Origin of the sequence: Janthinobacterium sp. KBS0711 (assembly GCF_000988085.1) — a bacterium.
GTDB lineage: Bacteria > Pseudomonadota > Gammaproteobacteria > Burkholderiales > Burkholderiaceae_D > Janthinobacterium > Janthinobacterium lividum_E.
The window spans coordinates 677,162-703,555 of the sequence record NZ_LBCO01000024.1 but is presented as its reverse complement, the minus strand read 5'-3'; the positions used below and the strand labels follow the sequence as shown (position 1 = coordinate 703,555).

Genomic DNA, 26,394 nt, shown 5'->3' with positions numbered 1-26,394 from the left:
TCATCCGTGATGGCGATGATCATCTTGGCGCACGGCTGGCATGATATTGGCAGGGGAAACCAGTTGCAGCAGACAGCCTTCACGCGGCTCGTCCCTGTCGCCGGCCGTCCATACGGGCAGTTCCAGCAGGGGCTCGAGGGCCGCGGCCAGGGCGGCCTGGCCGGCGGCCGACATGGGCGTCATCGGCAGGCGCAAGGCGTTGCGCACCTTGCCCTGCATGGCCAGCGCTGCTTTGACGGGAGCGGGATTCGGTTCGGAAAACAGCAGGCGGATGACGGGCAGCATGGTCTTGAACAGGGCGCCGGCGGCGCCGTGGCGGCCCTGCCTGACGAGGTGGTACAGCTGCGCGTACAGGTCGGGGCGTACCTGGGCGGCGGCCGACATGGCGCCATGGCCACCCATGGACAGGCTGGCCAGCAGCAGCGCATCGTCGCCGCACAAGACGTCCAGGCGCGTGTCGAGCAGCAGTTCGCCCAGCTGCTGCAGCTTGCCGCCCGCTTCCTTGATGGCGACGAAGTGCGAGTCGCGCGCCAGCAGGGCGGCCGTCTGCGGTTCGATATTGACGCCCGTGCGGGCCGGCACGTTGTACAGCACGATGGACTGGTCGGTGGCGGCGGCGATGGCCTGGAAGTGGCGCAGGATGCCGTCCTGCGACGGGCGCACATAGGCGGGGGCGGAGACCAGCAGGCCCGCCAGCGGATGGTCGTTATAGCGCTGCACCGTGGCGACGACGCTGCGCGTATCGCTGCCGCCTATCCCCATCACGACAGGGAAGCGGGGGCCGACGGCTTCGAGCACGCTGTCTAACAGCATGGTCTGTTCGGCGGCGCTCAGCATGGCCGCTTCGCCCGTGGTGCCGCACACCACGAGGCCATCGATGCCGCTGGCGGCCAGCTCGCACGCGAGCTGCTGGGCCGCGTCGAAGTCGATGTCGCCATCGCCATCATGGAATGGCGTGACCATCGGCACCCAGATGCCCTGGAAGTGCGCGGTGATGCGCATCGAGGACATCGCCTGCTCGCAGGAATACTGGTTCATAGCGATTTCCCCTGGCTGATGCGGCCAAATTCCGCCGCCGGCAGCAGGCGCATGACGGCATCCATGGTCAGGCGCAGGGCCGGTTCCGTCACGCACAGCCAGACTTTCATGCGTTCGGCATGGTCGACCGCCTCGACGCGCATGAACGACAGCATGCCGCCGCACGTCCTGACGACCAGCTGGCGCAGCTCGGCCAGGCAGGCTTTGTCGACCGTGATATGCATGAGGAAAGTGGGCAGGCGAGGGTGGCGGTGGGGCAGGGCTTGATGTGCGGACAGGCGTGAATGGGGTTCCATGGTGGCTTTGCAGCGGTGGTTGAGATACGTTCAAGATTAGCAGCGGGGGCGTAAAGATTCTCTAAAAAGCGGGGCCGCCGGCGTAAACGGACTGTATGCGCCGGGAGTCCGGCTGTTGCGTGGATGCCCCGCAGGTATGCTTTTGTTACAAAATTGAATCGTGCTTTTGAAGGCAGGGGTTTATATTGAAACCGTTCTCCGCTTTCAGTCAGCCCCGCCATGTCAGACGAAAAAGATCCCCAGCAGCCCCCGTCCACCGACCCAGCGGCGCCACAGCCGGCACCGGCGCGGCCCGACAGGGTCGGCCGCCGGGCGCCCGATGACGAGCACCGCGCGCGCGACGCCGCCCCCCGCTACCTGAAGGATAACGACACGCCGCTGGCGCTGGCCTGGCGGGTGATCTCATCGCGCTACCGCTCCATGCGCGACAAGGCCAGCCGCGATTTCATGCGGCGCACCCTGCGCATCGGTATCTCGGCGCGCATTTTCCACCCCGAGCCGGGCGCCACTGGCCTGCGCAGCAAGAACCTGCAATACCTGGAAGAGTCGATCGCCCAGTGGGTCATGTCGCGCGACGTGCTGGTGTTCATGATCCCGACGGTCAATACCAACGGCCAGCTACACCCGAGTAACATCACCCTGCGCCACTATGCACGCCACCTCGATGGCCTGGTGCTGCAGGGGGGCGCCGACGTTTCGCCGCAGACGTATTCCGAGGCGGCCACGCGGCCCGAATGGAACGGCGACCGCGCGCGCGACCTGTACGAACTGGAACTGCTGCACGAATTCGTCGATGCGGGCAAACCCGTGCTGGGCATTTGCCGCGGCTGCCAACTGATCAACGTGGGCTTTGGCGGCACCCTGTACCAGGACATCGCCTCGGACGTGGAAGGCGCTGCCTCGCACGTCAACGACCTGTATGACCGTCACCGCCACACCATCGTCTTCCCGAAAGGCTCGTCGCTGGCCGGCATGTTCCCGAAGGCGGGCGAGGCGCTCGTCAATTCCATCCATCACCAGTCGGTCAAGGACCTGGGGCGCGACGTCACGGTGGAAGCGTATTCGCAAGGGGACAATATCGTCGAAGCCATCCGCTACCAGCGGGCCCGTTTCGTCATGGGCTTGCAGTGGCACCCGGAATTCCATTCGGCGGGCGGCGTCGAGCTGCTCGATTGCACACCCATCCTCGATAATTTCTTGCGCGCGGCGCGGGAGACGCGGTTTTGAGTACGCACCTGATGCGCCGGCGTATGCTGCTGGCCGGCCTGCTGGCGCTGCCCCTGGCGGGCTTGCGCGCGGCACCGCGCCCGCACGACGGCCCGCTGCCGTTTGCGCTGACGTCCGCCGCGCGGGCCCGCATGCTCAAGGCGAAGGTGGCGCCGGCCATTGCGGAACACGTGCTCAAGGCGGCGCGCAAGGATGCGGCGCGGCCCGTGCATCTGATGGCCGAAGTGCGCACGGGCGGCTTGCTGAAGGGAGAGGGCGGGCGCGAGACCAGTCAGCAGGCGCAGGAAGACTGGCGCCAGGCACGCTTGCAGGCCCTGGCCTGGCGGCTGTCTGGCGAGATGGCGCATTTCGAGGCGGCGCGTCAGCTGCTGCTGGCCTGGAGCGGCAGTTATCAGCCCTCGTTCAGCCCCGTCGACGAGACGGAGCTGGCCAGCTTGCTGATGGGCTTTGATCTGGTGCAGGAACGCTTGAACGGCGTCGAGTGTGAGCAGGTGCAGGCGTTTTGCCGCACTCTGGCGAACGGCTATCTGAGTGACCCCATCAAGGTAGGCGGCCCGTCCACGGCGCGCAACAACTGGCACAGCCACCGCATCAAGATCGGCACTGCCGCCGCGTATGTCACGGGCGATGCCTTGCTGATCGCGCGCGCGAGAGAGCGCTTCCTGGCGCACGTGCCGCGCAATATTGGCGCCGGCGGCGTGCCGTTCGACTTCGAGCAGCGCGATGCCCTGCACTACACCACCTACAGCCTGGAGCCGCTGCTGACGACGGCCCTGATGGCGCAGGCGCATGGCGACGACTGGTATGGCGCGCCGGAAGCGCGGCGCCTGGCCGAGGCGCTGGCTTGGCTGGCGCCGTATGCGCAGGGCAGAAAGACGCACGAGGAATTCGCGAAAAGCGCCGTGCCCTTCGACCGCAAGCGCGTGGCGGCCGGCGAAAAGGGCTTTACGGGGAATTGGGAGCCGAAGGGCGCCGCCAATGTGTATTTGCTGGCGGCGCGCTTCGATCCCGCTTACCTGTCCCTGGCGCTGGAATTGCGTCCGCCAGCCTGGGCGCTGGCGCTGTATGGCAGCTGATTAAAACTTCGTGCGCACGGTCAGCATGACATTGCGCGGTTCGCCGTAAAAGCCCGTCTGGAACAGGCCCAGGCCCGTCATGTTTTTTTATCCCGCGCTCGCAATGTTGTCGGATTACGGTTCCAGAGGGAGCAACATCAGTAATTCATGCGTTGTCGGGGTAAAAGCGGGTAGGTCGGATTAGGTCCGAAGGACCGTAATCCGACAATATTGTTGGCGGCGCCAGTCTGATTACGCTTGGGCGGCGTCAGTAGTTCATCGGCTCGCCACGGAAGCAGCGGATCGCCGAATCAACCATGCCCTCCGCGCTGCCCTGCACATTGCGCTGCTTGCGCAGGTATTGCGCGTCGCTCCACTGCTTGGCTACGTCCGACAGGTGTTTCAGGGCTGGCGTGCTGCCCAGCGCCTCGGCGTGCGGCTCCATCTTGCGCAGGGTGGTCATGATGTCTTCGCGCAGCGACATCGTTTCGTAGGTTTTCGGATGCGTGATGGCGCCGTCGAGGCCGAAGCGGCAGGCCTGGAAGCGGTTGTAGTTATACACGAGGTAATCGTCTTCCACCGGCGGGGTTTCGCGGCGTTCGAGCAGGTAGCGGCATAGCGCCTGAAGATAGGCGGCCAGCGCGGCGGCCCGTTCCACCGTCAGCGGCGTGTCGCACACGCGCAGTTCGATGGTGCCGAATTCCGGCTTGGGACGGATATCCCAGTAAAAATCCTTCATGCTCTTGATGATGCCCGTGTTCTCCATCTTGGCGAAATACTCGTTGGAGAACTGATCCCAGCTCAGGGTGAACGGCGCGCGCCCGCTCATGGGAAACGCGAACACGGAGTTCAGGCGGGCCGAATCGAACAGGGTGTCGCGCCCCTGCACGTAGGGCGAGGACGCCGACAGGGCGATGAAGTGGGGGATGTAGCGGTTCAGCGAATGCAGCAGGAACATGGCGTCATCGCCCGAGGCGCAGCCGATGTGCACGTGCTGGCCGAAGATGGTGAACTGCTTGGCCAGGTAGCCGTACAGTTCCGAAATCTCCTGGAAGCGGGGCTTGGAAAAGATCTTTTGCGACGACCATTGCTGGAACGGATGCGTGCCGCCGCCCGCGATGCCGATATTGAGCTTGTCGCCGGCCGTGATCAAGGTGTCGCGGATTTCCTGCAACTGCTCCAGCAAAGGGCCGTGATGCGTGTGCACGCTCGAGTTGATCTCGATCATGCTCTCGGTGATTTCCGGCGTGACGTTGCCGGGGAACGGCTTTTTATTCAGCAGATGCAGCAGGTCGGGACTGGCGGCCGTCAAGTCGTAGTCCGACAGGTTCACCAGTTGCAGTTCGAGTTCGACGCCGAAGGTCAGCGCGGCCGATTGGCCAAAGGGTTCCAGCGGCATTTAGCGCTCCTTGATTTCGTGGGTTTCTTTGGCCAGCATCAGCACGCGCTGCACCAGCACGGGGCCGACCAGTTCCAGACCCAGGGTGATGGCGGCCAGGGCGTTCAATTCGTCGCCGAAGTTCACGCCGTGCTGGCGCGCGTGTTCGAGCAGCAGGATGATGAAGACGGAAACGGGCGTCAGCGCCACGCCCGTCAGCACGCCCTTGCGCCAGGAAATGCCGCTCACGTGCGAAAACGCGGCCACGCCGGCGACCTTCGTCAGCAAGCGTCCGCCGACGACGGCCAGGGCCAGGCCCGCGCCGGCCGTCACGCTGGCCCATTCCAGGGTCGAGGCGGCATACACGAACAGCAGCACCGTCAGCAGCTCGCCCATGGCGCCGAAATTGCGCTGCGCCTGGCTGAAGGCGACACGGCGGTGGCGCGCCACCAGGCCGAAGGTGAGCGTGGCCAGCAGCGGCGACAGGCTGGTGGTGTAGGTCAGGGCGACGAGCAGCATCACCGACAGCGCGAACGCCACGGTGGCGTCCTGCGCCATGTTGCCCAGGCGGCGCAGCATGGCCGGCACGACGATGCCGAAGACGGTGCCAGCGGCCACCGAGGCGGCCAGCACGGCGGCGCTACTGCTGCTCGCCTCGATCAAATCGGTGGAGCTCTGGAACATCCAGAAGCCGACGATGATGTTGAACGTGAAGACGGCCAGCACGCAATTCAAGGCCGTGAGGTGGACGATGCGTTCCGTGACCTGGCCCGAGCTGCGTTCCTCGTTGATGACGCGCATGATGGTGGCCGGCGAAGTGGACATGGCCAGCGACGCCAGCAGCAGCGCCGTCATCGAAGTGCTGCCGAATTCGATGCCGATGAAGTAGACGACGGCAAAGGTCAGCAGGGATTCGACCAGGCCCGTGACGGCAATCCACGGATTGTTCTTCAGCCAGCGCAGGTTGATGCGGTAGCCGACCTCGAACAGGATCAGGCCGAAGGCCACATCGGCCAGCACCAGCATGGGGCCGGCGTCCGTCTGCGGCAGGATGCCGACCTGCGTTTGCGCGAGGACGAAGCCGATCACGCCGTAAAAACTGATGCGCGGCAGGCCCGTCCAGCGGTGGCCGAATTCGCCCACCACCCAGGCCAGGGTAATGGCGAACGGCCAGGACAGGTCGGCGGCGATCGAGATCAGACTTTGCATGCTCATTCCTTTGAAAATGGCGCTGGCACCGGCCGGCAGCACGGGGGCTGGCGCGGCTATGTCGTGGTGCAGCGATGGTGCATTGTTTGCGCAGAGCGATGCGCCGATTCTACCGGAGCAGAAGGCGCGCACGATGTGCGCAATCGAACAGTGTCGCGGCCATGGCGGCCGCGCACAGGATGCAGCAGGGTAGGGCAGGGCTGGTATCAGCGTATGGTACCCGCCCGCGGCGGAGATGCTCCGCACGGTAGTGCCGTGTCGCAGTGTACGGCATGGCGGCCCCCTGCCGCCATGGACTTTTTGTTAGGCGCTTTTATTTACTGAGCAGGCGCATGCCCCGCTCCAGCCCGTCGATCGACAGGGGGAACATGCGGTTGTTCATCAACTGCCGCATCACGCCGATGGACTGGCGGTATTGCCACAAGCCTTCCGATTCCGGATTGAGCCAGATGAATTTCGGGAACGCCTGGGTAAAGCGCGCCAGCCACCTCGATCCCGCTTCCTCGTTGTTGTATTCGACGCTGCCGCCCGGCTGCAGGATTTCGTAAGGGCTCATGGTGGCGTCGCCGACGAAGATCAGCTTGGTGTCGGGCGGGTATTTGCGCAGCACGTCCCAGGTGGGAAAACGCTCGGCGTTGCGGCGCCGGTTGTTCTTCCACAGGTAGTCGTAGACGCAGTTATGGAAGTAAAAGAACTCCATGTTCTTGAATTCCGTCTTCGCCGCCGAAAACAGTTCCTCGGTGCGCTCGATATGGTCATCCATGCTGCCGCCCACGTCCAACAGCATCAGTACCTTGATGCGGTTCTTGCGCTCGGGCCGCATCCTGATGTCGAGGTAGCCCGCATTGTTCGCCGTGGCGGCGATGGTGGCGTCCAGCGCCAGTTCGTCTTCCGCCCCTTCGCGCGCGAACTTGCGCAGGCGGCGCAAGGCCACCTTGATGTTGCGCGTGCCCAGTTCGCGCTCGCCGTCGTAATCCTTGTAGCTGCGCGCTTCCCACACTTTCACGGCCGTGCGGTTGCCGCCCTTGCCGCCGATGCGGATGCCTTCCGGATTCGTGCCGCCATTGCCGAACGGCGACGTGCCGCCCGTGCCGATCCACTTGCTGCCGCCTTCGTGGCGCTCCTTCTGCTCCTTCAGCAGCTCGTTCAGGCGATCCATCAGCTTGTCGTAGCCGAATTTTTCCAGCTGCGCCTTCTGCTCCTCGGACAGCTCGCGCTGCATGCGTTTCAGCAGCCAGTCGAGCGGAATCGCCGCGTTCGTGTCGAAGGCCGCGTTGACGCCCTTGAAATACTGGGCAAACGCGCGGTCGAACTTGTCGAAATGGGCTTCATCCTTGACCAGGGTCAGGCGCGACAGATAGTAAAAATCATCCATCGAGGCGTCGATGACGTTCTTTTGCAGCGCCTCAAGCAAGGTCAAAAATTCCTTGATCGAGACGGGAATCTTCGCGTCCTTGAGCGTGAAGAAGAAATCGATCAGCATGGCGACCGCTCTCCTGCGCGGGGCAGTGCGGCGATGGGGCGCTGCGCCAGCTTGTAGCGCAGATGGGCGGCAATCTCGGGCCACTCGCCGCGCGTAATGCTGTACATGACCGTGTCGCGCACGGTGCCGTCGCGGCGCAGCGCATGGTGGCGCAGCACGCCATCCTTTTTCGCGCCCAGGCGTTCGATGGCCGCTTGCGAGGCGTGGTTGAAATTATCCGTGCGCAGGCCCACCAGCGCGCAGCCGAGCGTGTCGAAGGCGTGCGCCAGCAACAGCAATTTGCAGGTGGTATTGACGTGGCTGCGCTGGCAGCGCTTCGCATACCAGGTGTAGCCGATTTCCAGGCGCCCGATGGCCGGCACCACGTCGTGGTAGCTGGTGGTGCCGAGCACCTCGCCGCTGGCCGCGTCAACGACGGCAAAGGCGAAGCGCGTGGGGCGCATCTCGATGCCCTTGAAAATGTACTGGTCCACCTGGTCCGGCTCGGGCACGGAGGTGACGCGCAGATTCCACAGTTCGCCATCCATGGCCGCCGCGCGCAGGCCGGCCGCATGGTGCGGCGCCAGCGCTTCGAGGCGGATGCCGTGCAGTTCCAGGGGGACGAAGACTTTGTCGGGGCTGATGTCGTTCACCGGCGCTCCTTAACGGTTGGTGCGCGACATGAACATCAGGCGCTCGAACAGGTGCACATCCTGCTCGTTTTTCAGCAGCGCGCCGTGCAGCGGCGGCACGACGGCCTTGTTGTCCTTGCTGCGTAACGCTTCGGCGGGAATGTCCTCGGCCAGCAGGAGTTTCAGCCAGTCGAGGAATTCCGACGTCGACGGCTTTTTCTTCAGGCCCGGCACGTCGCGCACTTCATAGAAGGTTTGCAGCGCCTGCGCCAGCAATTCCTGTTTCAGGTGCGGGTAGTGGACGGCGACGATCTGCTCCATCGTGTCCTTGTCCGGGAATTTGATGTAGTGGAAGAAGCAGCGGCGCAAAAAGGCGTCCGGCAATTCCTTCTCGTTGTTCGAGGTAATGATGACGAGCGGACGGTGGCGCGCCGTGACCATTTCGCGCGTCTCGTACACATAGAATTCCATGCGGTCTAGTTCGCGCAGCAGGTCGTTCGGGAATTCGATGTCGGCCTTGTCGATCTCGTCGATCAGGAGCACCACCGGTTCGGGCGCCGTGAACGCCTGCCACAGCACGCCCTTGACGATGTAGTTCTGGATGTCGCGCACGCGCTCGTCGCCCAGCTGCGAATCGCGCAGGCGCGAGACGGCGTCGTATTCGTACAGGCCCTGCTGCGCCTTGGTGGTCGATTTGATATGCCACTGCATCAGCGGCATGTTCAGCGCGGCGGCCACTTCCTCGGCCAGCATGGTCTTGCCCGTGCCCGGTTCGCCCTTGATCAGCAGCGGGCGTTGCAGGGTCAGCGCCGCATTCACGGCCAGTTTCAGGTCGGCGGTGGCGACGTAGCTGTCGGAACCTTCGAAGCGTTGGCCTTGCTGGGTGTGCTGTGCTTGCATGAGCGGTCTGCCAAAGTGGGGAAATGGTGAGTATAAACAGAACTGTGGCGCAGCGTCACGCGGACGGCCTGTGCCTGCCTGCCTACAATGCGGGTTTTATAGGTGGACTTGCAAGAATATCTTGGCTAGAATCGGCAAGCAGCAGATTAATTGGCAACCTTAATTGTCAACACATAAAATCAATAAAAACCAGCTCTGGCGTTTCTCCGATTACCTTTGTTCACATTGCCACTATGAAAAAAATATTTGCACTTCTCGTGCTTGCCGGCATAGCAAATGCCGTCACAGCGGCTGACATTGTAGGAAACGCCAAGGCAGCCCCTGCCAAGGTGGAAATGTGTATCGGCTGCCACGGCATCCCCGGTTACAAGGCAACCTTCCCTGAAGTGTTCCAGGTGCCGATGATCGGCGGCCAGCCGGCAAAATATATCGAGAATGCGCTGCAAGCCTACAAGAAGGGCGACCGCAAGCACCCCAGCATGAAGGGCATCGCCAGCAGCCTGTCGGACCAGGATATCGCCGATGTCGCCGCGTATTACGCGCAACAAGCCAAGCCGAACTGAGGACCAGCCAGATGATGAAAACACTACTCGCCGCCCTCGTTTGCGCCACCGTCTCGTTCGGCGCCAGCGCCGCCGGCAATATCAATACGGGCAAGGCCCTGGCCGAAAAATACAGCTGCGCCACCTGCCACGGCAAGGATTACGGCTCGCCCATCGACCCGTCGTACCCGAAGCTGGCAGGCCAGCACAAGGATTACCTGGAACACGCGCTGACCGCGTATAAACGGGGCGACAAGGCCAACGGCCGCAATAACGCCATCATGACGGGCCAGGTAAAACCGTTGAGCAACCAGGACATCAAGGACCTGGCCGCCTATCTGCACAGCTTGCCGACCAGCCTGGTGACCCACCGCTGAGCGGTAGCGCCGGCTCAGGCTTTCAGCCCCACCCGGCGAGCAAGTTTATGCAGATTGCTGGCGTCCAGCCCCAGCTGCCGCGCCGCAGCGGCCCAGTTATCCTGATGCAGCACCAGCGCTTGCCGGATGGCTTGGCGCTGGCTCGCTTCCACGATCTGATGCATCGATAGCAGCGGCGCCGCCGGCGTGCCGCAAGCGGCCGGCGCCAACGGCAGCGCGTCCGTGCCGGCCGGCGCTTCCAGCGCATCGAGGTCGAGCATATCCGTTTCCAGGGTCACGATATCCTTGCGGTCCGCGCCGCGTATGACGGCTTTCAGCGCGGCCCGGCTGATCACATGTTCCAGTTCGCGCACATTGCCGGGCCAGCGGTAGTGGCACAAGGCGTTTTCCGCCGCGGCGGACAGGCGCAGGCTGCGCAAGCCCAGGCGCGCGCGGTTCAGTTCCAGGAAGCCGCCCGCCAGCAGCAGCACATCATTGCCCCGCTCGCGCAGCGGCGGAATCGGCACGGGATACACGGATAAACGGTGATACAGATCGGCGCGGAACGAGCCGTCGCGCACATGTTCGCGCAAGCTGCGGTTGGTGGCGGCGATCACGCGCACGTTGACCCGGCGCGGCCGGTCCGCGCCCAGGCGCTGGATTTCGCCATTTTGCAAGGTGCGCAGCAGCTTGGCCTGGATCGACAATGGCAATTCGCCCACTTCATCGAGAAACAGGGTGCCCCCTTCGGCCGCCTCGAAGCGTCCGGGCCGGTCGCTGACGGCGCCGGAAAACGCACCGCGCACATGGCCGAACAATTCGCTTTCGGCCAGGGACTCGGGCAAGGCCGCGCAATTGACGTGGATCAAAGGCTTGCCCGCGCGGCGCGACAGCCGGTGCAGGCGGTGCGCGCACAATTCCTTGCCCACGCCCGTTTCGCCCAGCAGCAGCACAGGCAGTTCGGAATCGGCGACGATCTGCAATTCGTGCAGCAAGTGCGTGATGGCGCCGCTCTGGCCCACGAAATCGTGTTCCTCGCGCGGCGCCTGCGCATCGGCCAGCATGGCGCCGCCCGACAGGCGCAAGGCGCGGATCTCCGTCTCCAGGCGCGTCACGCGCACGGCCGCCTCGATGGCGCAGGCCAGTTCGCCCAGGTCGCGCTGCGCCTGCGTATCGAAGGTGCCCACCTGCAGCGCGTCGAGCGTGATCACGCCCCAGCGTTCGCCTTCCAGGTCCAGCGCCATGCCCATGCAGTCGTGCACGGGCAGCGGTTCGCCGGCCCGCTCGGCGATCAGGCCATCGTAGGGATCGGGCAGGGAGCTGTCGTGATGGAAGCACAGCACGCCGCGCCGCTGCAGGATGGCGGCCAGGCGCGGATGGTCGGCGACGGCGAAGCGGCGTCCCAGCGCGTCGCTGGCCAGGCCAACCATCGCCACGGGGCGCAAATGCTCGCCATCGAGCTTGAGCAAGGCCACGGCTTCGCAGCCGAAGTGCGCGCGCAGGCTGCCGACGAGGCGCTGCAGGCGCACGGCCACGGGCAGGTCGGCGACCAGGTCGGTGAGCAGCAGCAGGTGGATGGCGGTGGTGGTCATAAGTACCATGCAGGGTACAACGGACCACGCTCAAAGAGGGTCATACCGACCCTGCATTTTTCAAATCGTTGATTTAAAACAAGTTTTTCCTGGCACACGGTTTGCCTAGGTAAGAGTGCCGAACCGGCATACAAGACCAAGGAAAGCTTGATGAAAACGACTCCCTCCCTCCGCGCCATTGCCGCCGCCGTCTGCGTGCTGGCCATGCCCCTGTCCGTGCAAGCCCAGGTAAGCCTCCCTGCCAGCGCCGCCGCCACCGCCGTCAAACCCGCTACCGCCGCAGTCAAGCGCTATGAACTGCAAACCAATATCGTCGACGGCAAGATGGTGTTCATCGACGCCAAGGGCCAGGTCAACCCCGTGCTGGCGGCCAAGGTGGGCGACACGGTGGAACTGGTGCTGAAAAGCGGCGAAGGCGCCGAGCACGATCTGCTGATCCCGGAACTGAACGTCGCATCCGCCAAGTTCAGCGCCAACAGCGGCAGCACCACCGTGCGCTTCAAGGTCACGCGCGCCGGCACGTTCACCTATTACTGCTCGATTCCCGGCCACCGCCAGATCGGCATGGAAGGCAAGCTGGAAGTGAGCGGCACCTCGCTGGCCGAAGCCGGAGCACCGAAGGCAGCCGGCGCCGGCAGCGCTGCCAGCGAATCGAGCCAGGCCGCCGCGCTGGCCCTGTACACGCCCGCGCCGTCGCCGATGCGCGGCCCCGATCCATCGGCCGTCAACGTGGCGGCCAATCCGGCCTCCGTGCCGACCGCCATCGGCGCGCGCGCGCCGCAAACCCTGAAATACCGGATGGAGACGGTGGAACTGCCGGGCAAGCTCGATGACGGCACCAGTTTTACCTACTGGACCTTCAACCGGCAAGTGCCCGGCCCCATGCTGCGCGCGAAGGTGGGCGACACGGTGGAACTGACCCTGTTCAACGCCAAGGACAGCAAGATGATCCACTCGATCGACCTGCACGCCGTGACGGGCGGCCATGGCGGCGGACAGCACACGCAGGTGGCGCCGGGGCAGGAAAAAACCGTCACTTTCAAGGCGCTCAATCCGGGCCTGTATGTGTACCACTGCGCCACGCCGCTGGTGCCGCAGCATATCGCAGCCGGCATGTACGGCATGATCCTGGTCGAACCGGAAGGCGGCCTGTCAAAAGTCGACCGCGAGTATTACGTGATGCAGGGCGAGATGTACACGGGCCGTCCGCACGGCGCACCCGTGCACCAGGAAGCGAACCTGGAAAAAATGGCCAATGAACTGCCCGACTACTACGTCTTCAACGGTGAAGTGGGTGCTCTGAGCAAGACGCACAAACTGCAGGCGAAAGTGGGCGAGACGGTGCGCATCTATTTCGGCGTCGGCGGCCCGAACAAGATTTCATCGTTCCACATCATCGGCGAGATCTTCGACAAGGTGTACAGCGAAGGCTCGATCAGCAGCCCGAAACACGACGTGCAGACCACCCTGGTGGCGCCGGGCGGCGCGACCATCGTCGAACTCAAGGTACAGCATCCGGGCAGCTATCTGCTGGTCGACCATGCGCTGTCGCGCGCCGGCAAGGGCGCCGTGGGCGTGCTGGAAGTGACTGGCGAACCCGTACCCGGCGTCTACCACGCGGGCGCGGTGCAATAAATCTACCTATTCATCCTCAAGGAACCATTATGGAAATGATCGAGCTATCCCTGGGCCAACTGGCCCGCCGCATCCCCGGCGCCACGCGCCTGTTCGATGCCCACCGCCTGGATTTCTGCTGCGGTGGCAACAAGACCCTGCGCGCGGCGGCCGAAGCGGCCGGCGTGGACACGGCGCCCATCGTCAAGGAACTGCAACTGCTGGCAGGGCGGGCTGACGCCAGCGGCGAGCGTGACTGGCAGGAGGCTTCGGCCACGGAACTGGTGGAACATATCCTGTCGCGCTACCACGCCGTGCACCGCGAGCAGCTGCCCGAGCTGATACGCCTGGCACGCAAGGTCGAGCAGGTGCATGGCGACCGTGCCGACTGTCCGCACGGGCTGGCGGAACACCTGTCGGCCATGGCGCAGGAGCTGGAAAGCCATATGCGCAAGGAAGAAGACGTGCTGTTTCCCATGATCGTGCGCGGCCAGGGCTCCCGGGCCGGCGCGCCCATCAACGTGATGCGCATGGAGCACGACGACCACGGCGTGGCCTTGCGCGCGATGGAGGAAATGACGAACGATATCACCGCACCTGGCGGCGCCTGCACCACCTGGCGCGCGCTGTACACGGGCTTGCGCACCTTCCGCGAAGACCTGATGGCGCATATCCATACTGAAAATAATATCCTGTTCGAGCGCTTTGCGCCGGCCGTGGTGCACTGACAAAGGAAAGACCCATGGGGCAATACAAAAAACTCTGGTTCACCCTGATCGGTGTGCTGATCGTGACGTTTTCGCTGCTTGGCTACTACGGCACGGAAGTCTACCGGCAGGCGCCGCCCATCCCTGCGCAAGTGCTGGCGCAGGATGGCCGGCAGCTGTTCGACCGCGAGGGCATCCTCGATGGCCAGACGGCCTGGCAATCCGTCGGCGGCATGCAGCTCGGTTCCATCTGGGGCCACGGCGCCTACCAGGCGCCCGACTGGACGGCCGACTGGCTGCACCGCGAACTGACGGCCTGGCTGGAACTGGCTGCGCAAGAGCAGCATGGCAAGGCCTACGCGGCGCTCGACGGCCCCGCACAGGCGGCGCTGCGCGAAGCGCTCAAGCTCGAATACCGGGGCAACCGGACCGATGATGCGCAAGTGCTGCGCCTGTCGCCGCGCCGCGTGCAAGCGATCGCCAACACGGCGCATTATTACGACCAGCTGTTCTCCGACGCGCCGGCGCTGCAAAAAAGCCGCGAGCATTTCGCCATGAAGGAAAACACCCTGCCCAGCGCCGAGCGGCGCGCGCAGATGACGCAATTCTTCTTCTGGACGGCGTGGGCTGCCGCCACCGAACGTCCGGGCCAGAAAGTGACCTATACGAACAACTGGCCGCACGAACCGCTGATCGGCAACCAGCCCAGCGGCGAAAACCTCGTCTGGTCGGTCGCCAGCGTGGTGGTGCTGCTGGCCGGCGTGGGCTTCCTCGTCTGGGGCTGGGCCTTCTTGCGCGACCATGACGAAGCGCTGCCGGCGGCCGGTCCGCGCGACCCGCTCACCACGTTCGCGCTGACGCCTTCGCAGCGGGGACTGGGGAAATATCTGTTCCTCGTGGTGGCGCTGTTCATCTTCCAGGTCTTCATCGGCGGCTTCACGGCGCACTACACGGTGGAAGGGCAGCAGTTCTACGGCATCGACGTGTCGCGCTGGTTCCCGTATGCGCTCACGCGCACCTGGCATATCCAGGCCGCGCTGTTCTGGATCGCCACGGGCTTCCTGGCCGCCGGCCTGTTCCTCGCGCCGCTGATCAATGGCGGCAAGGACCCCAAGTGGCAGCGCCTCGGTGTCGACGTGCTGTTCTGGGCTCTTGTCGCCGTCGTCGTCGGCTCCTTCATCGGCAACTACCTGGCCATTGCGCAAGTGATGCCGCCCGAGTGGAATTTCTGGCTGGGCCACCAGGGCTATGAATATGTGGACCTGGGGCGCTTGTGGCAGATCGGCAAATACATCGGCATTTTGCTGTGGCTCGTGCTGATGCTGCGCGGCGTCGTGCCGGCCCTGCGCAAGCCGGGCGGCGACAAAAACCTGCTGGCGCTGCTGACCGCATCCGTGGGCGCCATCGGCCTGTTCTATGGCGCCGGCCTGTTCTACGGCGAGCGCACGCACCTGTCCGTGATGGAGTACTGGCGCTGGTGGGTGGTGCACCTGTGGGTGGAGGGTTTCTTCGAAGTCTTCGCCACGACGGCGCTGGCCTTCATCTTCTCGACCCTGGGCCTGGTGTCGGTGCGCATGGCCACGGCGGCCAGCCTGGCCTCTGCCTCGCTGTTCATGCTGGGCGGGATACCCGGCACTTTCCACCACCTGTACTTCGCCGGCACCACCACGCCCGTGATGGCCATCGGCGCGAGCTTCAGTGCGCTGGAAGTGGTGCCGCTGATCGTGCTGGGCCATGAAGCGTGGGAAAACTGGCGCCTGAAGGAACGCGCGCCATGGATGGAAAACCTGCGCTGGCCCATGATGTGCTTTGTCGCCGTCGCCTTCTGGAATATGCTGGGCGCCGGCGTGCTGGGCTTCATGATCAATCCGCCCGTCGCCTTGTACTATATCCAGGGCTTGAACACGACCCCCGTGCATGCGCATGCGGCGCTGTTCGGCGTGTACGGTTTCCTGGCGCTGGGCTTTACCTTGCTGGTGCTGCGCTATCTGCGTCCCGACTACCGTTTCAGCCCTGCCTTGATGAAGACGGCGTTCTGGGGCTTGAATATGGGCTTGGTGCTGATGATCTTTACCAGCTTGCTGCCGATAGGCATCATCCAGTTCCACGCCAGCGTGACGGAAGGCCTGTGGTATGCGCGCAGCGAAGCGTTCATGCAGCAGCCGCTGCTGCAGAACCTGCGCTGGATACGTACCTTTGGCGACGTGGTCTTCATCGGCGGCGCCATCGCCATGGCGCTGCAGGTGGTGCTGGGGTTGCTGGACAAGGCGCCGAAAGCGCCTGTACTGCAGCCGCAGGCGGTGCGGCCCGGTTAACGCCTGCGGACGCAGTCGATGTAGGCTTCAGTATCCGGCGGCAAGCCCGAGCGCTGTGAAGCCCAGATCATCTGGCCCAGGCATTCCATCACTTCGTGCTGGGCCGCATGGGCCGAATCGAGGCGCTGGGTCAGTTGCTGGACGGCCGGGCGGATGCCGCGCGGCTGGTCCACCTGCACCTGCTCCGTGATCGACAGATGCATGGACAGGTGCAGGAACGGGTTGGCCTGGCCCCCTTCGACGGAGTAGTCGCGCGCCAGCGCCGCTTCGACGTCGGAGAGCTCGTTTTCATACTCTGGGTGTTCGAGTATCCAGTCGAGCGCGATGGCTTCCATCGGCGTGAGGATTTCATGGGCGCGGTGCTTGCGCAAGGTGTCGCAAAAGAAGCGGCGCACGTCGTCGGAAGAGGGGTTGAACATGGCTGAATGACTATGGCTATAGGGCAGCCGGCATTGTACCGCGTACGTCAACGAAGGGCATCGAGGATGCCCTTTTTGCCGTCTGGCGTCCGCTTTCATGACCCGATAGTCACCGAAATTTAATACCCTGCAGTAAGTATTATCCACTACCGCCACGGCCCGGCGGCGCCAAATAACGGTGATAAAATCGCCGCTCTTGATATTTGCACTGGACATGACGGCGATTTTATTGCCATTCCCCTGTTTCCATTGCCCGCACTTTTGCCACCAGATCTTGCTCCTGGCTTATCCCGGAGCGCGGCAGCATGCCTATCACCATCGACCTTGACCTGTCCGGCCGCCCTGGCGTTCCGGCTGGCTGGCTGTTTGCATTCCATGCAGCGATGGTGCCGCCACGGTGGCGCGCAAGAATCATCCTTCAGTATTCATAAACGGAGTTACGTATGCGTAAATCGCTATTACTTTTGATGTCGTGCCTGATCCTGGCGGCATGTAACAAGACCCCTCCGGCCTCGTCCGAAAAACCGGTCGACGTGCTGCTGATCGGCGCCGGCACCATGAGCGCTACCCTGGGCAGCATGCTCAAGGAACTCGACCCGTCGCTGACGATGGAAATGGTCGAGCGCCTCGATTCCGTGGCCGCCGAAAGCTCGGACGCGATGAACAACGCGGGCACGGGCCACTCGGCGTTTGCCGAACTGAACTACACGCCGGAAGCGGCCGATGGCAGCATCGAGACCAAGAAAGCCGTTGCCATCAACGAGCAATTCGAAATTTCCAAGCAATTCTGGGCCTATCAGGTGGCCAACAAGCACCTGGGCGCGCCGCAAACCTTCATCAACAACGTGCCGCACATGGCTTTTGTCTGGGGCGACGACAATATTTCCTTTTTGAAGAAGCGCTATGCCGCGCTGCAAAAGGAAAACCTGTTCAAGGGCATGCTGTTCTCGGAAGACCAGGCGCAGATCGAGCAATGGGCGCCACTCGTCATGCAAGGCCGTGACAAGGGCCAGAAAGTGGCGGCGACGCGCATGGAAATCGGTACCGATGTCAATTTCGGCAACCTCACGCGCGGTCTCGTGAAATACCTGACGGACAGCCACGGCATGGTCCTGCACCTGCGCCACCAGGTGGAAAACATCCAGCGCGGCGCCGACGGCGTGTGGAACGTCACGGTGAAAGACCTGGCCGCCGGCAAGGAAAAAACCATGCGCGCCAAGTTCGTCTTCATCGGCGCCGGCGGCGGTTCGCTGCCGCTGCTGGAAAAATCGGGCATTCCTGAAGCCAAGGGCTACGGCGGCGTGCCGGTGGGCGGCCAATGGCTGGTGACCACCAATCCGGAACTGGTAGCGGCGCATGCGGCCAAGGTCTACGGCAAGGCGTCCGTCGGTTCGCCGCCGATGTCCGTACCGCATCTGGACACGCGCATCATCGATGGCAAGAAAGCCTTGCTGTTTGGCCCGTTTGCCACCTTCTCGACCAAGTTCCTGAAAAACGGTTCGTGGATCGACTTGCCTGCCTCGATCGGCACGGGCAACGTGAAACCGATGCTGCAAGCCGGCTACGACAATATTCCGTTGACGAAATACCTGGTGGAACAGGTCATGAACACGCCGGAAGACCGTTTGAAAACCCTGCGCGAATACTTGCCGAACGCCAAGATGGAAGACTGGACCTTGCAAAACGCCGGCCAGCGCGTGCAGATCGTCAAGGATGACCCTGTCAAAGGCGGCTTGCTGCAGTTCGGCACGGAAGTCGTCGGCGCCGCCGATGGCAGCATCGTCGCCCTGCTGGGTGCATCGCCAGGCGCTTCGACCGCGCCGCCGATCATGATCAAGGTGCTGCAAACGGCATTCAAGAGCCGTCTGGCAACACCGGAATGGCAAGCGAAGATGGTGGAAATGGTGCCGTCGTACGGCCAAAAGCTGAACAACGACCCTGCCCTGGCCAACAAGATCCGCCACTACAGCAGCAATATCCTGGGCTTGAAAGCGATCACCCTGGACGTTCCCGCCGCTGCGCCAGCGCCGGCAGCAAACTAAGCCAGCCTGACCGGCAGGGAAGTTTCCTGCCGGCATGAAAAAAGGGGCAGCCTGTTCAGGCTGCCCCTTTTGCGTGGGAGAGTGCGTTCATTGCGGCGGACTACTCCTTGCCCGGTAGAATCAGCTCCGGCGTACACCCTTCGGCGGCGATGCCGTCGCAAGGCTTGGCCACAGCCGTACCGTCCTGCGCCCGTGGCGCATGGGGCTGGCGCAGGTAGCGCGATGTGTGGCGGTGCGCTTGCTGTGCGTTGCCATGCACGGGCCAGGTCAGGAAGCGGGACAGCTCCTGCAAGGCGCGCTGGTAAACATCGCGTTTAAATTCAATGACGACATCGAGCGGGACCCAGTATTCATGCCAGCGCCAGGCGTCGAACTCGGGATGGTCGGTCAGGCGCAGATTGACGTCGTTATCGCGCGCGCACATTCTCAGCAGAAACCAAATCTGCTTCTGGCCACGGTAATGGCCGCGAATCTCGCGCTTGATGAAGTGGTCTGGCACTTCATAGCGCAGCCAGTCGCGGGTGCGGCCGACAATTTTGACGTGTTCCTGTCTGAGTCCGATTTCCTCTTCAAGTTCGCGAAACATGGCTTGTTCCGGTGTTTCGCCATATTTGATACCGCCTTGCGGAAACTGCCATGAGTGCTCGCGCACCCGCTTGCCCCACCACACCTCGTTCTGGGCGTTTAGCAGGATGATGCCGACGTTGGGCCGAAACCCTTCACGGTCGAGCATAATGCACCTCAAACTTTCTGCGACAGTGCGTCTTTTTTTACATAATTACCCACAACTTCGCAAGCCGGTGACCTTTTCGGGGTGCGAAAAGCGCCGGAATCGCACCAATTGAGCGCATTTGTGTAAAGTATGGACGCATCAGCCAGCTAATCCTTTAAAATTAGGTTGATTATAACCCTCTCTTTTTAAAAAGAATTCACCGTTATGCGCGCCTCCCGTTTTTTTATTTCCACACTTAAAGATGCACCTTCTGACGCGGAAATCGTCAGCCACCAATTGATGATGCGTGCAGGCATGATCAAACGCCTCGGTTCCGGCATCTATACCTACATGCCGATGGGCTTGCGCGTGATCCGCAAGGTGGAAGCCATCATCCGTGACGAGATGAACAAAGCCGCCGGTATCGAACTGCTGATGCCGCTCGTGCAGCCAGCCGAACTGTGGCAAGAGACGGGCCGCTGGACCAAGATGGGCGACGAACTGATGCGCGTGAAAGACCGCCACGGCCGCGAATACGCGATCCAGCCGACGTCGGAAGAAGTCATCACGGACGTCGTGCGCACGGAAATCAAGTCCTACCGCCAGCTGCCGTTGAATTTTTATCACATCCAGACCAAGTTCCGCGATGAGCGCCGCCCGCGCTTCGGCCTGATGCGCGGCCGCGAATTCACGATGAAAGACGCCTATTCGTTCGACCGCGACCTGGCCGGCATGCAAGCGTCGTACAAGGTCATGTTTGACGCCTACACGCGCATCTTCACGCGCTTCGGCCTGAAATTCCGCGCCGTGGCAGCCGACAACGGCGCCATCGGCGGTTCCGGTTCGCATGAATTCCACGTCATCGCCCACACGGGCGAAGACGCGCTCGTGTACTGCCCGACGTCCGACTACGCGGCCAACATGGAAGCGGCCGAAGCGCTGCCGCCAGCGGGCGAGCGCCCGGCTGCCGTCCAGGCACTGACGAAAACGGCTACGCCGGACACCGTCAAGTGCGAAACCGTGGCTGCCCTGCTGGGTATCGAGCTGTCGCGCACCGTGAAAACCATCGCCCTGACCGTGGAAACGACGGGCAAGGACGAGAAAGTCACGAAACAGCATTTCATGTTGCTGCTGCGCGGCGACCATGAATTGAACGAGATCAAGGTGGGCAAAGTTGCCGGCCTGGCCGGTCACCGTTTCTCGACGGAAGCGGAAATCCTGGAAGTCTACGGCACGATTCCCGGTTACCTGGGCCCGATCAGCACGAAAGCCCCCGTCACCGTGGTGGCGGACCGCACGGTTGCCCACATGAGCGACTTCGTGTGCGGCGCGAATGACGCCGGTTTCCACTACACGGGCGCCAACTGGGGCCGTGACGTGGCCGAGCCTGCCATCGTGGCCGACTTGCGCAACGTCGTCGCCGGCGACGCTTCGCCGGACGGCCAGGGCGCGCTGGCCATCGAACGCGGCATCGAGGTGGGCCACGTGTTCCAGCTGGGTACGGCGTACTCGGAAAGCATGAAAGCTACCTTCCTCGATGAAAACGGCAAGCCTGCGCCGCTGCAGATGGGCTGCTACGGTATCGGCGTGACGCGCATCCTGGGCGCCGCCATCGAACAGAACTTCGACGACAAGGGCATCATCTGGCCAGCGTCGATCGCGCCGTTCGAGGTCGTGCTGTGCCCGATGGGCATGGACCGCAGCGAACTGGTCAAGGAAGAGACGGAGAAGCTGTACGCAGCCCTGCAAGGCGCTGGCGTGGACGTCATCGTCGACGACCGCGGCTTGCGTCCAGGTGCCATGTTCGCCGACTGGGAACTGATCGGCGTGCCGCACCGCATCGTCATCGGCGAGCGCGGCCTGAAAGAAGGCAAGCTGGAATACCAGGGCCGCCGCGATGCGGAAGCGACCGGTGTGGCGCCGGACGAGATCGTCGCCTTCATCCAGGGCCAAATGGCGCAGTGAAGCGCCTATCAGTAAGCAAGACGGCTGGCGCGCTCGCGCTGGCCGCCTGCCTGGCCTGCGTCTCTCCGGCGCAGGCTGGCAACCAGAAGGAGGAGGCGCTGGCCGACTCCGTCCGCCTGGCCCTGTCGCATGCGATCCGCGACGAACGCCCGCCGCAACCCAAATTTGCCACGCCCGCCGACTTGCAGCGCTACCAGCAATGGCTGGCGCAGATGTCGCAACGCCTGCAGCGCAAGCTGCCGGACGCCCAGCTGCGCACGGAATTCCTGGAAACCGTATGGTACGAATCGCGCCGCGCGGGCCTGGAGCCGGCCCTCGTGCTGGGCCTGATCCAGGTCGAGTCGGCCTACCGCAAATACGCCGTCTCGCTGGCTGGCGCGCGCGGCTACATGCAGGTGATGCCGTTCTGGACGGGCGTCATCGGCGACCATGACCGCAGCAAGCTGTTCCACATGCAGACGAATCTGCGCTACGGCTGCGCTATCCTGCGCATGTATCTGGATATGGAACGAGGGGATTTATACCTGGCGCTGGGGCGGTACAACGGCAGCCGGGGGCGTGCCGAGTATCCGAATGCGGTCAGGGCGGCTTGGCGGCAGTGGGAATTCAAATGAAGGCTGGGGTCGGACCCCAGGCAGCGTTGGCGCAGAGCTCTGTGTTAACGGTGTTGAGGGTCTGACCCCGGGCAAATGGCAGCCCCAAAAAAAATGCCCCGCTCGCGGATGCGGCGGGGCACTCACACGGCGTAGACGCCCTGTGCGTATCTGATTATTTCAAATGATCGGAGATCAGTTTGGTCATTTCAAACATGGAGACTTGGGCTTTGCCGCCGAAAACTGCTTTCAGCTTGTCGTCCGCATTGATCATGCGGCGGTTGGCCGGATCTTGCAGATCGAGTTTTTTGATGTAATCCCATACCTTTTTGGTCACTTCCGTGCGCGGCAGTGGTGCTGCGCCAACAACGGCGGCCAGCTCTTTCGATGGCGTCATTGCTTTCATGAATGCTGCGTTTGGCTTGCGTGGTGTTGCCGGTGCTGCCGCTTTCTTCGCCGCTGCTGGTTTAGCTGCTGCCTTGGCTGCGGGTGCTGCTTTCTTGGCGGCTGCAGGCTTGGCTGCTGCTGCTTTGGCTGGCGCTGCTACTGGGGTTTTTTTGGCTGTTGCCATCTTCGAGCCTCCTTAACAAACACATGGGAAATTGCGCAATTAATCGCACGGCTAATATTGGTGTGGATTTACCTTGTATGCAAGTGTTTTTCACGTTTTCACGAGGAAAAAGCAGGGAAATGGCCATGCTGTCGCCCGGGCGCACCGCTTGGGAGCGCAGAACGGCGTTTTTGCCCCTAAATGGCATGGTTGCTGGCTATGCGGGGAGGGGTGCTGCGGAGGGAGGGAAGAGTGATGCCGGACACATGAAAATGCAATCCGGCATTATTTAGAACGATGTTTTTTGACTTGAACTACGCCTCACGCGGCGTAAAAAAGGCCTTCAAAATCACAGCGAGCGGATGGTATTTGTGGCCGAGAAGCGCAACCGTACTAAAGTACGGTGAGCATCGCCGGCCGCAAAGACCACCGCGCAGCGGATTTTGAAGCCTTACCTCATTCCCGGCATCATGCCTTTCATACTGCGCATCATCTTCATCATGCCGCCGCCCGACAATTTCTTCATCATCGTCTGCATTTGCTCGAATTGCGTCAGCATGCGGTTTACTTCCTGCACTTGCACGCCGGCGCCGGCGGCGATGCGGCGCTTGCGCGTGGCCTTGATCAGTTCAGGCTTGGCGCGTTCCTGCGGCGTCATCGAATCGATGATGCCGCACATGCGGCGCACCTGTTTGTCGGCTTGATCCATGTTCTTGCCGCCTGCCGCCTGCTGGAACTGGGCCGGCAGCTTGTCCATCAGGTTGGCCATGCCACCCATTTTCTTCATCTGGCCCAGTTGCGCCTTGAAGTCGTTCATGTCGAACTTGCCGCCGACCTTGATCTTCTGCGCCAGGTCGGCCGCCGCCTTGCTGTCGACGCCCTTGCGCGCCTCTTCCACTAGGGCGAGGATGTCGCCCATGCCCAGGATCCGGTTGGCCATGCGGGTCGGGTCGAACGCTTCCAGGCCGTCGAGTTTTTCCGAGACACCGGCAAACTTGATCGGTTTGCCCGTGATGTGGCGCACGGACAGGGCCGCACCGCCGCGCGCATCGCCATCGAGCTTGGTCAGCACGATACCGGTCAGCGGCAGCGCATCGTTAAAGGCTTTGGCCGTGTTGATGGCGTCCTGGCCCAGCATGGCGTCGACGACAAACAGGGTTTCGATCGGTTTCACGGCGCCGTGGACGGCGGCGATTTCGCGCATCATCTCTTCGTCGATACCGAGACGGCCCGCCGTATCGATGATCAGCACGTCGTGGTAATGCTTTTTCGCCCAGTCCAGCGCTGCCAGGGCGATATCGACCGGCTTGTCCGTGCTGGTGGACGGGAAGAAGTCGGCGCCCACCTGGGCGGTGACCGATTGCAGCTGGGCGATCGCGGCGGGACGGTACACGTCGGCCGAGACGGTCAGCACTTTCTTCTTCTTTTCTTCCTTCAGGTATTTAGCCAGCTTGCCGACGGTGGTGGTTTTACCCACACCCTGCAAACCGGCCATCAGGATGATGGCGGGCGGCTGTTGCGCAAAGCTGATCTGCGACGCTTCCGGTCCCAGGTCGGCGCCCATCAGGGCGGCCAGCTCGCGCTGCACCACGCCCACCAGGGCCTGGCCTGGCGTGAGCGAGGAAATGACATCCTCGCCCATGGCTTTTTCTTTGACTTTGGCGATGAATTCGCGCACGGCGGGCAGGGCGACGTCGGCTTCGAGCAGCGCCAGGCGCACTTCGCGCAGCATGTCGGCGGTGTTCGCTTCGGTCAGGCGCGCCTCGCCGCGCATGGTCTTGACGACTTTGGCAAGCCGTTGGGTGAGATTATCTAGCATGATGAACCTGCAATGAAAAGCTTGGGAGTGGGCGGCGAAAGCCGGACGATGGGCGCCATTTTAACCCATCGCGGGTGGCTGGCGGTCCCGCGCTGCACCGCCTGGCGGTTGGCCGGCGTTTGAATTAGTTGGTATTTCTGGCAATGCCGCGATTGCATGAATGGCAGTAACGCGGTTAGAATGAGAATAATTCTTATTTACATTCTCGGGCGCCGCACGCCCGGGCGGAAAGGGATGCCATGTCGGCCGCCGATTTTGCACAGCAACAAGACCTGCACGCGCTCTACAGCAGCCATCACGGCTGGCTGCAGGGCTGGCTGCGGCATAAGCTGGGCAATGCGGGCGATGCGGCGGACTTGGCGCAAGACACCTTCATCAGCGTGCTGACGGCCGATGCCGCGCCGCAGATCCGCGAAGCGCGGCCTTTCCTGGCCACTATCGCGCGGCGCCTGGTGGCGCACCGCTACCGCCGGCAAGTGCTGGAAGACGCTTATCTGGAAGCGCTCGCTTGCCTGCCGCCCGACGTGGCGCCCGCGCCGGAAGAGCGGTTGCTGGCGCTGGAAGCCTTGCAGGAAATCGACCAGGCCCTCGACGGCTTGCCCGGGCCCGTGCGCACGGCGTTCCTGCTGGCGCAGCTCGAAGGTCTCAGCTATGCCGAGATCGCCGCGCGCCTGGAGGTGTCGGCCAGCTCGGTCAAGCAATACCTGACGCGTGCCAACCGCCAGGTGTTTTTCTCGCTGCCGGCATGAGCAAGGTGGCGGGACCCACGGCTCCGGCGGCCATCCGCGAGGACGTGCAGCAGCAGGCGGCCGAGTGGCTGACCATGCTGATGTCGGGCGAGATGGACGCGGCGCAGCACGCCGCATGGCAGCGCTGGCGCGAGGCCGACCCGGAACATGAGCGGGCCTGGCGGCATATCGAGGCCGTGTCGCAGCGCTTCAACGGCTTGCACCGCGGTGCGGCCGCGCAGGCGCTGGCCGGTACGGAGCAGAAAACCGTCAACGGCAAGCGGCGCCAGTTGCTGGCGTGGCTGGGCGTGGCGGCCGGCGGCGGCATGCTGGCCGCGCAGACGGATGCCTGGGATGGCGTGCGCACCCTGCGCGCCGACTACCGCACGGCCACGGGCGAGCGGTGCGAGGTGGCGCTGGACGATGGCAGTGTGCTCAGCCTGAATACGGGATCGGCCGTGAACGTGCGTTTCGACGCCAGCCGCCGCCGGATCGAGCTGCTGGCCGGCGAGATCCTCGTCACCAGCGGCCATGGCGCCGGCAGCGGCGCGCCGCTGGAAGTGGCCACGCGCGAAGGCCTGGTGCGCGCGCTGGGCACGCGTTTTGCCGTGCGCCAGCAAGATGACTACAGCACGGTCGACGTGTTTGAAAGCGCCGTTGAAATCCATCCCCGCGACGGCGACGGCGCGCCGTTGCTGCTGGCGGCCGGGCGCGGCGTGGCATTTTCCCGCAAGGCGCTGGACGCGCCGCACGCCATCGGTGCCTATGCGGACGCCTGGTCGCGCGGGCAGCTGATCGTCGACGACGTGACCCTGGGCGATTTCCTGGCCGACCTGGCCCGCTACCGCCCCGGCGTGATCGATTGCTCGCCGCAGGTGGCCCAGCTGCGCCTGTCGGGTGTGTTCCCGCTGGCTGACACGCAGCGCATTTTGAACATGCTGCCGGACTCGCTGCCGGTGCAGGTGCGTAGCCGCACGCGCTACTGGGTGACGGTCGAACCGGCCCCGTAGTACTCCACAAAAAATATTTGCAGTCGGACTGCCCGTTTTTCGTTTTCGTGGCACCTACAGAGTAGGGCGCCTGTTTTTCACCGTCTGATGACGCCACTATCAGGAACTTGCATGTCGCACGCTTTGAATTTTGTCAGTTTGCCATCACCTCACTCCGCATTGCGTCCGTTGGCGCAAGCGGCGGCGGCCCTGTGCCTGGCCGCCAGCCTGCCGGCCATCGCGCAGCAGGCGCC

Annotated in this window: 24 protein-coding genes; 12 read left to right on the top strand and 12 right to left on the bottom strand. The window is 63.3% G+C overall.

The annotated features are described in order from the left end of the window. Both dapA and VM94_RS15790 read right to left on the bottom strand, forming a co-directional pair. A complete protein-coding gene (gene dapA / locus VM94_RS15795; protein ID WP_046684259.1) occupies window positions 1–1,038 on the bottom strand; it encodes a 4-hydroxy-tetrahydrodipicolinate synthase in 1,038 nt (345 codons plus the stop codon). Further along, on the bottom strand, window positions 1,035–1,334 hold the full coding sequence (locus VM94_RS15790) for a hypothetical protein (protein WP_230518844.1): 300 nt from the start codon (window positions 1,332–1,334) through the stop codon (window positions 1,035–1,037). The genes dapA and VM94_RS15790 overlap by 4 nt, the downstream gene beginning before the upstream one ends. Before the next feature lie 219 nt (window positions 1,335–1,553). On the opposite strand from VM94_RS15790, the gene VM94_RS15785 reads away from it, so the two are divergent. Together VM94_RS15785 and VM94_RS15780 are read left to right on the top strand one after the other, a co-directional pair. Then, a complete protein-coding gene (locus tag VM94_RS15785; protein ID WP_046684258.1) occupies window positions 1,554–2,561 on the top strand; it encodes a gamma-glutamyl-gamma-aminobutyrate hydrolase family protein in 1,008 nt (335 codons plus the stop codon). Beyond that, a complete protein-coding gene (locus tag VM94_RS15780) occupies window positions 2,558–3,637 on the top strand; it encodes an alginate lyase family protein (RefSeq protein ID WP_082127735.1) in 1,080 nt (359 codons plus the stop codon). Before VM94_RS15785 ends, VM94_RS15780 begins: the two co-directional genes overlap by 4 nt. 247 nt (window positions 3,638–3,884) lie before the next feature. Here VM94_RS15780 and VM94_RS15775 read toward each other — a convergent pair whose 3' ends face one another. From VM94_RS15775 to VM94_RS15750, 5 genes are all read right to left on the bottom strand, one after another. Then, window positions 3,885–5,015: a YbdK family carboxylate-amine ligase gene (locus VM94_RS15775; RefSeq protein WP_046684257.1), complete on the bottom strand. Its 1,131-nt coding sequence runs from the start codon at window positions 5,013–5,015 to the stop codon at window positions 3,885–3,887. Further along, window positions 5,016–6,203, bottom strand: a complete 1,188-nt coding sequence (locus VM94_RS15770) for a cation:proton antiporter (RefSeq protein WP_046684256.1) — start codon at window positions 6,201–6,203, stop codon at window positions 5,016–5,018. It lies immediately after the preceding gene. A 313-nt stretch (window positions 6,204–6,516) separates the two neighbouring features. Further along, the gene (locus tag VM94_RS15760) at window positions 6,517–7,686 is read right to left on the bottom strand and encodes a vWA domain-containing protein (RefSeq protein ID WP_046684255.1); all 1,170 of its coding nucleotides are present in this window, start codon (window positions 7,684–7,686) and stop codon (window positions 6,517–6,519) included. Further along, window positions 7,680–8,318, bottom strand: coding sequence for a GNAT family N-acetyltransferase (locus tag VM94_RS15755; RefSeq protein WP_034746520.1), 639 nt, complete (start codon window positions 8,316–8,318; stop codon window positions 7,680–7,682). The genes VM94_RS15760 and VM94_RS15755 overlap by 7 nt, the downstream gene beginning before the upstream one ends. Before the next feature lie 9 nt (window positions 8,319–8,327). Next, entirely contained in the window at window positions 8,328–9,197 is an 870-nt protein-coding gene (locus VM94_RS15750; protein ID WP_034746522.1) for an AAA family ATPase, read from the bottom strand. Window positions 9,198–9,430: 233 nt separating this feature from the next. On the opposite strand from VM94_RS15750, the gene VM94_RS15745 reads away from it, so the two are divergent. Together VM94_RS15745 and VM94_RS15740 are read left to right on the top strand one after the other, a co-directional pair. Continuing rightward, window positions 9,431–9,760, top strand: coding sequence for a c-type cytochrome (locus tag VM94_RS15745; protein ID WP_046684254.1), 330 nt, complete (start codon window positions 9,431–9,433; stop codon window positions 9,758–9,760). Between the two features lie 14 nt (window positions 9,761–9,774). Then, window positions 9,775–10,116: a c-type cytochrome gene (locus VM94_RS15740; RefSeq protein WP_046684637.1), complete on the top strand. Its 342-nt coding sequence runs from the start codon at window positions 9,775–9,777 to the stop codon at window positions 10,114–10,116. A 14-nt stretch (window positions 10,117–10,130) separates the two neighbouring features. Here VM94_RS15740 and norR read toward each other — a convergent pair whose 3' ends face one another. After that, window positions 10,131–11,687, bottom strand: coding sequence for a nitric oxide reductase transcriptional regulator NorR (gene norR / locus VM94_RS15735; protein ID WP_046684253.1), 1,557 nt, complete (start codon window positions 11,685–11,687; stop codon window positions 10,131–10,133). 150 nt (window positions 11,688–11,837) lie between these two features. On the opposite strand from norR, the gene nirK reads away from it, so the two are divergent. From nirK to VM94_RS15720, 3 genes are read left to right on the top strand one after another with little or no spacing between them, the layout of a single operon-like run. Next, window positions 11,838–13,322, top strand: a complete 1,485-nt coding sequence (nirK, locus tag VM94_RS15730) for a copper-containing nitrite reductase (protein WP_046684252.1) — start codon at window positions 11,838–11,840, stop codon at window positions 13,320–13,322. 29 nt (window positions 13,323–13,351) lie between these two features. Then, the gene (ytfE, locus tag VM94_RS15725) at window positions 13,352–14,029 is read left to right on the top strand and encodes an iron-sulfur cluster repair protein YtfE (RefSeq protein WP_046684251.1); all 678 of its coding nucleotides are present in this window, start codon (window positions 13,352–13,354) and stop codon (window positions 14,027–14,029) included. Window positions 14,030–14,043: 14 nt separating this feature from the next. After that, window positions 14,044–16,323, top strand: coding sequence for a nitric-oxide reductase large subunit (locus VM94_RS15720; protein ID WP_046684250.1), 2,280 nt, complete (start codon window positions 14,044–14,046; stop codon window positions 16,321–16,323). On the opposite strand, the gene VM94_RS15715 is transcribed toward VM94_RS15720, so the two are convergent. Then, a complete protein-coding gene (locus tag VM94_RS15715) occupies window positions 16,320–16,742 on the bottom strand; it encodes a DUF1841 family protein (RefSeq protein WP_034746547.1) in 423 nt (140 codons plus the stop codon). The two genes, VM94_RS15720 and VM94_RS15715, sit on opposite strands and share 4 nt — an antisense overlap. Before the next feature lie 443 nt (window positions 16,743–17,185). Here VM94_RS15715 and mqo point away from each other — a divergent pair, with 443 nt between their 5' ends. Continuing rightward, a complete protein-coding gene (gene mqo, locus VM94_RS15710; RefSeq protein WP_052755781.1) occupies window positions 17,186–18,784 on the top strand; it encodes a malate dehydrogenase (quinone) in 1,599 nt (532 codons plus the stop codon). A gap of 100 nt (window positions 18,785–18,884) precedes the next feature. Here the strand turns inward: mqo and VM94_RS15705 are convergent, their stop codons facing one another. After that, window positions 18,885–19,517: an RNA pyrophosphohydrolase gene (locus VM94_RS15705; protein WP_034746553.1), complete on the bottom strand. Its 633-nt coding sequence runs from the start codon at window positions 19,515–19,517 to the stop codon at window positions 18,885–18,887. A 204-nt stretch (window positions 19,518–19,721) separates the two neighbouring features. Between VM94_RS15705 and VM94_RS15700 the strand changes: the two genes are divergently transcribed. Then, a complete protein-coding gene (locus VM94_RS15700; protein WP_046684248.1) occupies window positions 19,722–21,461 on the top strand; it encodes a proline--tRNA ligase in 1,740 nt (579 codons plus the stop codon). After that, on the top strand, window positions 21,458–22,075 hold the full coding sequence (locus VM94_RS15695) for a lytic transglycosylase domain-containing protein (RefSeq protein WP_046684247.1): 618 nt from the start codon (window positions 21,458–21,460) through the stop codon (window positions 22,073–22,075). The genes VM94_RS15700 and VM94_RS15695 overlap by 4 nt, the downstream gene beginning before the upstream one ends. A 154-nt stretch (window positions 22,076–22,229) precedes the next feature. Here the strand turns inward: VM94_RS15695 and VM94_RS27820 are convergent, their stop codons facing one another. Both VM94_RS27820 and ffh read right to left on the bottom strand, forming a co-directional pair. Then, the gene (locus VM94_RS27820) at window positions 22,230–22,625 is read right to left on the bottom strand and encodes an SWIB/MDM2 domain-containing protein (protein WP_071653383.1); all 396 of its coding nucleotides are present in this window, start codon (window positions 22,623–22,625) and stop codon (window positions 22,230–22,232) included. A gap of 430 nt (window positions 22,626–23,055) precedes the next feature. Then, window positions 23,056–24,423 (bottom strand): signal recognition particle protein, encoded by a 1,368-nt coding sequence (gene ffh, locus VM94_RS15685; RefSeq protein WP_034746567.1) that lies wholly within the window; start codon window positions 24,421–24,423, stop codon window positions 23,056–23,058. Between the two features lie 239 nt (window positions 24,424–24,662). Here ffh and VM94_RS15680 point away from each other — a divergent pair, with 239 nt between their 5' ends. Beyond that, complete coding sequence (locus tag VM94_RS15680; RefSeq protein ID WP_046684246.1) at window positions 24,663–25,172, top strand: sigma-70 family RNA polymerase sigma factor; 510 nt, start codon at window positions 24,663–24,665, stop codon at window positions 25,170–25,172. Then, complete coding sequence (locus tag VM94_RS15675) at window positions 25,169–26,161, top strand: FecR domain-containing protein (protein ID WP_046684245.1); 993 nt, start codon at window positions 25,169–25,171, stop codon at window positions 26,159–26,161. The genes VM94_RS15680 and VM94_RS15675 overlap by 4 nt, the downstream gene beginning before the upstream one ends. Window positions 26,162–26,394: the final 233 nt, after the last annotated feature.

Excerpts from the sequence above, each read along its gene's own strand:
- dapA (WP_046684259.1), bottom strand. The coding sequence starts at position 1,038 with ATGAACCAGTATTCCTGCGAGCAGGCGATGTCCTCGATGCGCATCACC.
- VM94_RS15790 (WP_230518844.1), bottom strand. The coding sequence starts at position 1,334 with ATGGAACCCCATTCACGCCTGTCCGCACATCAAGCCCTGCCCCACCGC.
- VM94_RS15785 (WP_046684258.1), top strand. The coding sequence starts at position 1,554 with ATGTCAGACGAAAAAGATCCCCAGCAGCCCCCGTCCACCGACCCAGCG.
- VM94_RS15775 (WP_046684257.1), bottom strand. The coding sequence starts at position 5,015 with ATGCCGCTGGAACCCTTTGGCCAATCGGCCGCGCTGACCTTCGGCGTC.
- VM94_RS15770 (WP_046684256.1), bottom strand. The coding sequence starts at position 6,203 with ATGCAAAGTCTGATCTCGATCGCCGCCGACCTGTCCTGGCCGTTCGCC.
- VM94_RS15760 (WP_046684255.1), bottom strand. The coding sequence starts at position 7,686 with ATGCTGATCGATTTCTTCTTCACGCTCAAGGACGCGAAGATTCCCGTC.
- VM94_RS15750 (WP_034746522.1), bottom strand. The coding sequence starts at position 9,197 with ATGCAAGCACAGCACACCCAGCAAGGCCAACGCTTCGAAGGTTCCGAC.
- VM94_RS15745 (WP_046684254.1), top strand. The coding sequence starts at position 9,431 with ATGAAAAAAATATTTGCACTTCTCGTGCTTGCCGGCATAGCAAATGCC.
- VM94_RS15740 (WP_046684637.1), top strand. The coding sequence starts at position 9,775 with ATGAAAACACTACTCGCCGCCCTCGTTTGCGCCACCGTCTCGTTCGGC.
- norR (WP_046684253.1), bottom strand. The coding sequence starts at position 11,687 with ATGACCACCACCGCCATCCACCTGCTGCTGCTCACCGACCTGGTCGCC.
- nirK (WP_046684252.1), top strand. The coding sequence starts at position 11,838 with ATGAAAACGACTCCCTCCCTCCGCGCCATTGCCGCCGCCGTCTGCGTG.
- ytfE (WP_046684251.1), top strand. The coding sequence starts at position 13,352 with ATGGAAATGATCGAGCTATCCCTGGGCCAACTGGCCCGCCGCATCCCC.
- VM94_RS15720 (WP_046684250.1), top strand. The coding sequence starts at position 14,044 with ATGGGGCAATACAAAAAACTCTGGTTCACCCTGATCGGTGTGCTGATC.
- VM94_RS15715 (WP_034746547.1), bottom strand. The coding sequence starts at position 16,742 with ATGTTCAACCCCTCTTCCGACGACGTGCGCCGCTTCTTTTGCGACACC.
- mqo (WP_052755781.1), top strand. The coding sequence starts at position 17,186 with ATGCGTAAATCGCTATTACTTTTGATGTCGTGCCTGATCCTGGCGGCA.
- VM94_RS15705 (WP_034746553.1), bottom strand. The coding sequence starts at position 19,517 with ATGCTCGACCGTGAAGGGTTTCGGCCCAACGTCGGCATCATCCTGCTA.
- VM94_RS15700 (WP_046684248.1), top strand. The coding sequence starts at position 19,722 with ATGCGCGCCTCCCGTTTTTTTATTTCCACACTTAAAGATGCACCTTCT.
- VM94_RS27820 (WP_071653383.1), bottom strand. The coding sequence starts at position 22,625 with ATGGCAACAGCCAAAAAAACCCCAGTAGCAGCGCCAGCCAAAGCAGCA.
- ffh (WP_034746567.1), bottom strand. The coding sequence starts at position 24,423 with ATGCTAGATAATCTCACCCAACGGCTTGCCAAAGTCGTCAAGACCATG.
- VM94_RS15680 (WP_046684246.1), top strand. The coding sequence starts at position 24,663 with ATGTCGGCCGCCGATTTTGCACAGCAACAAGACCTGCACGCGCTCTAC.
- VM94_RS15675 (WP_046684245.1), top strand. The coding sequence starts at position 25,169 with ATGAGCAAGGTGGCGGGACCCACGGCTCCGGCGGCCATCCGCGAGGAC.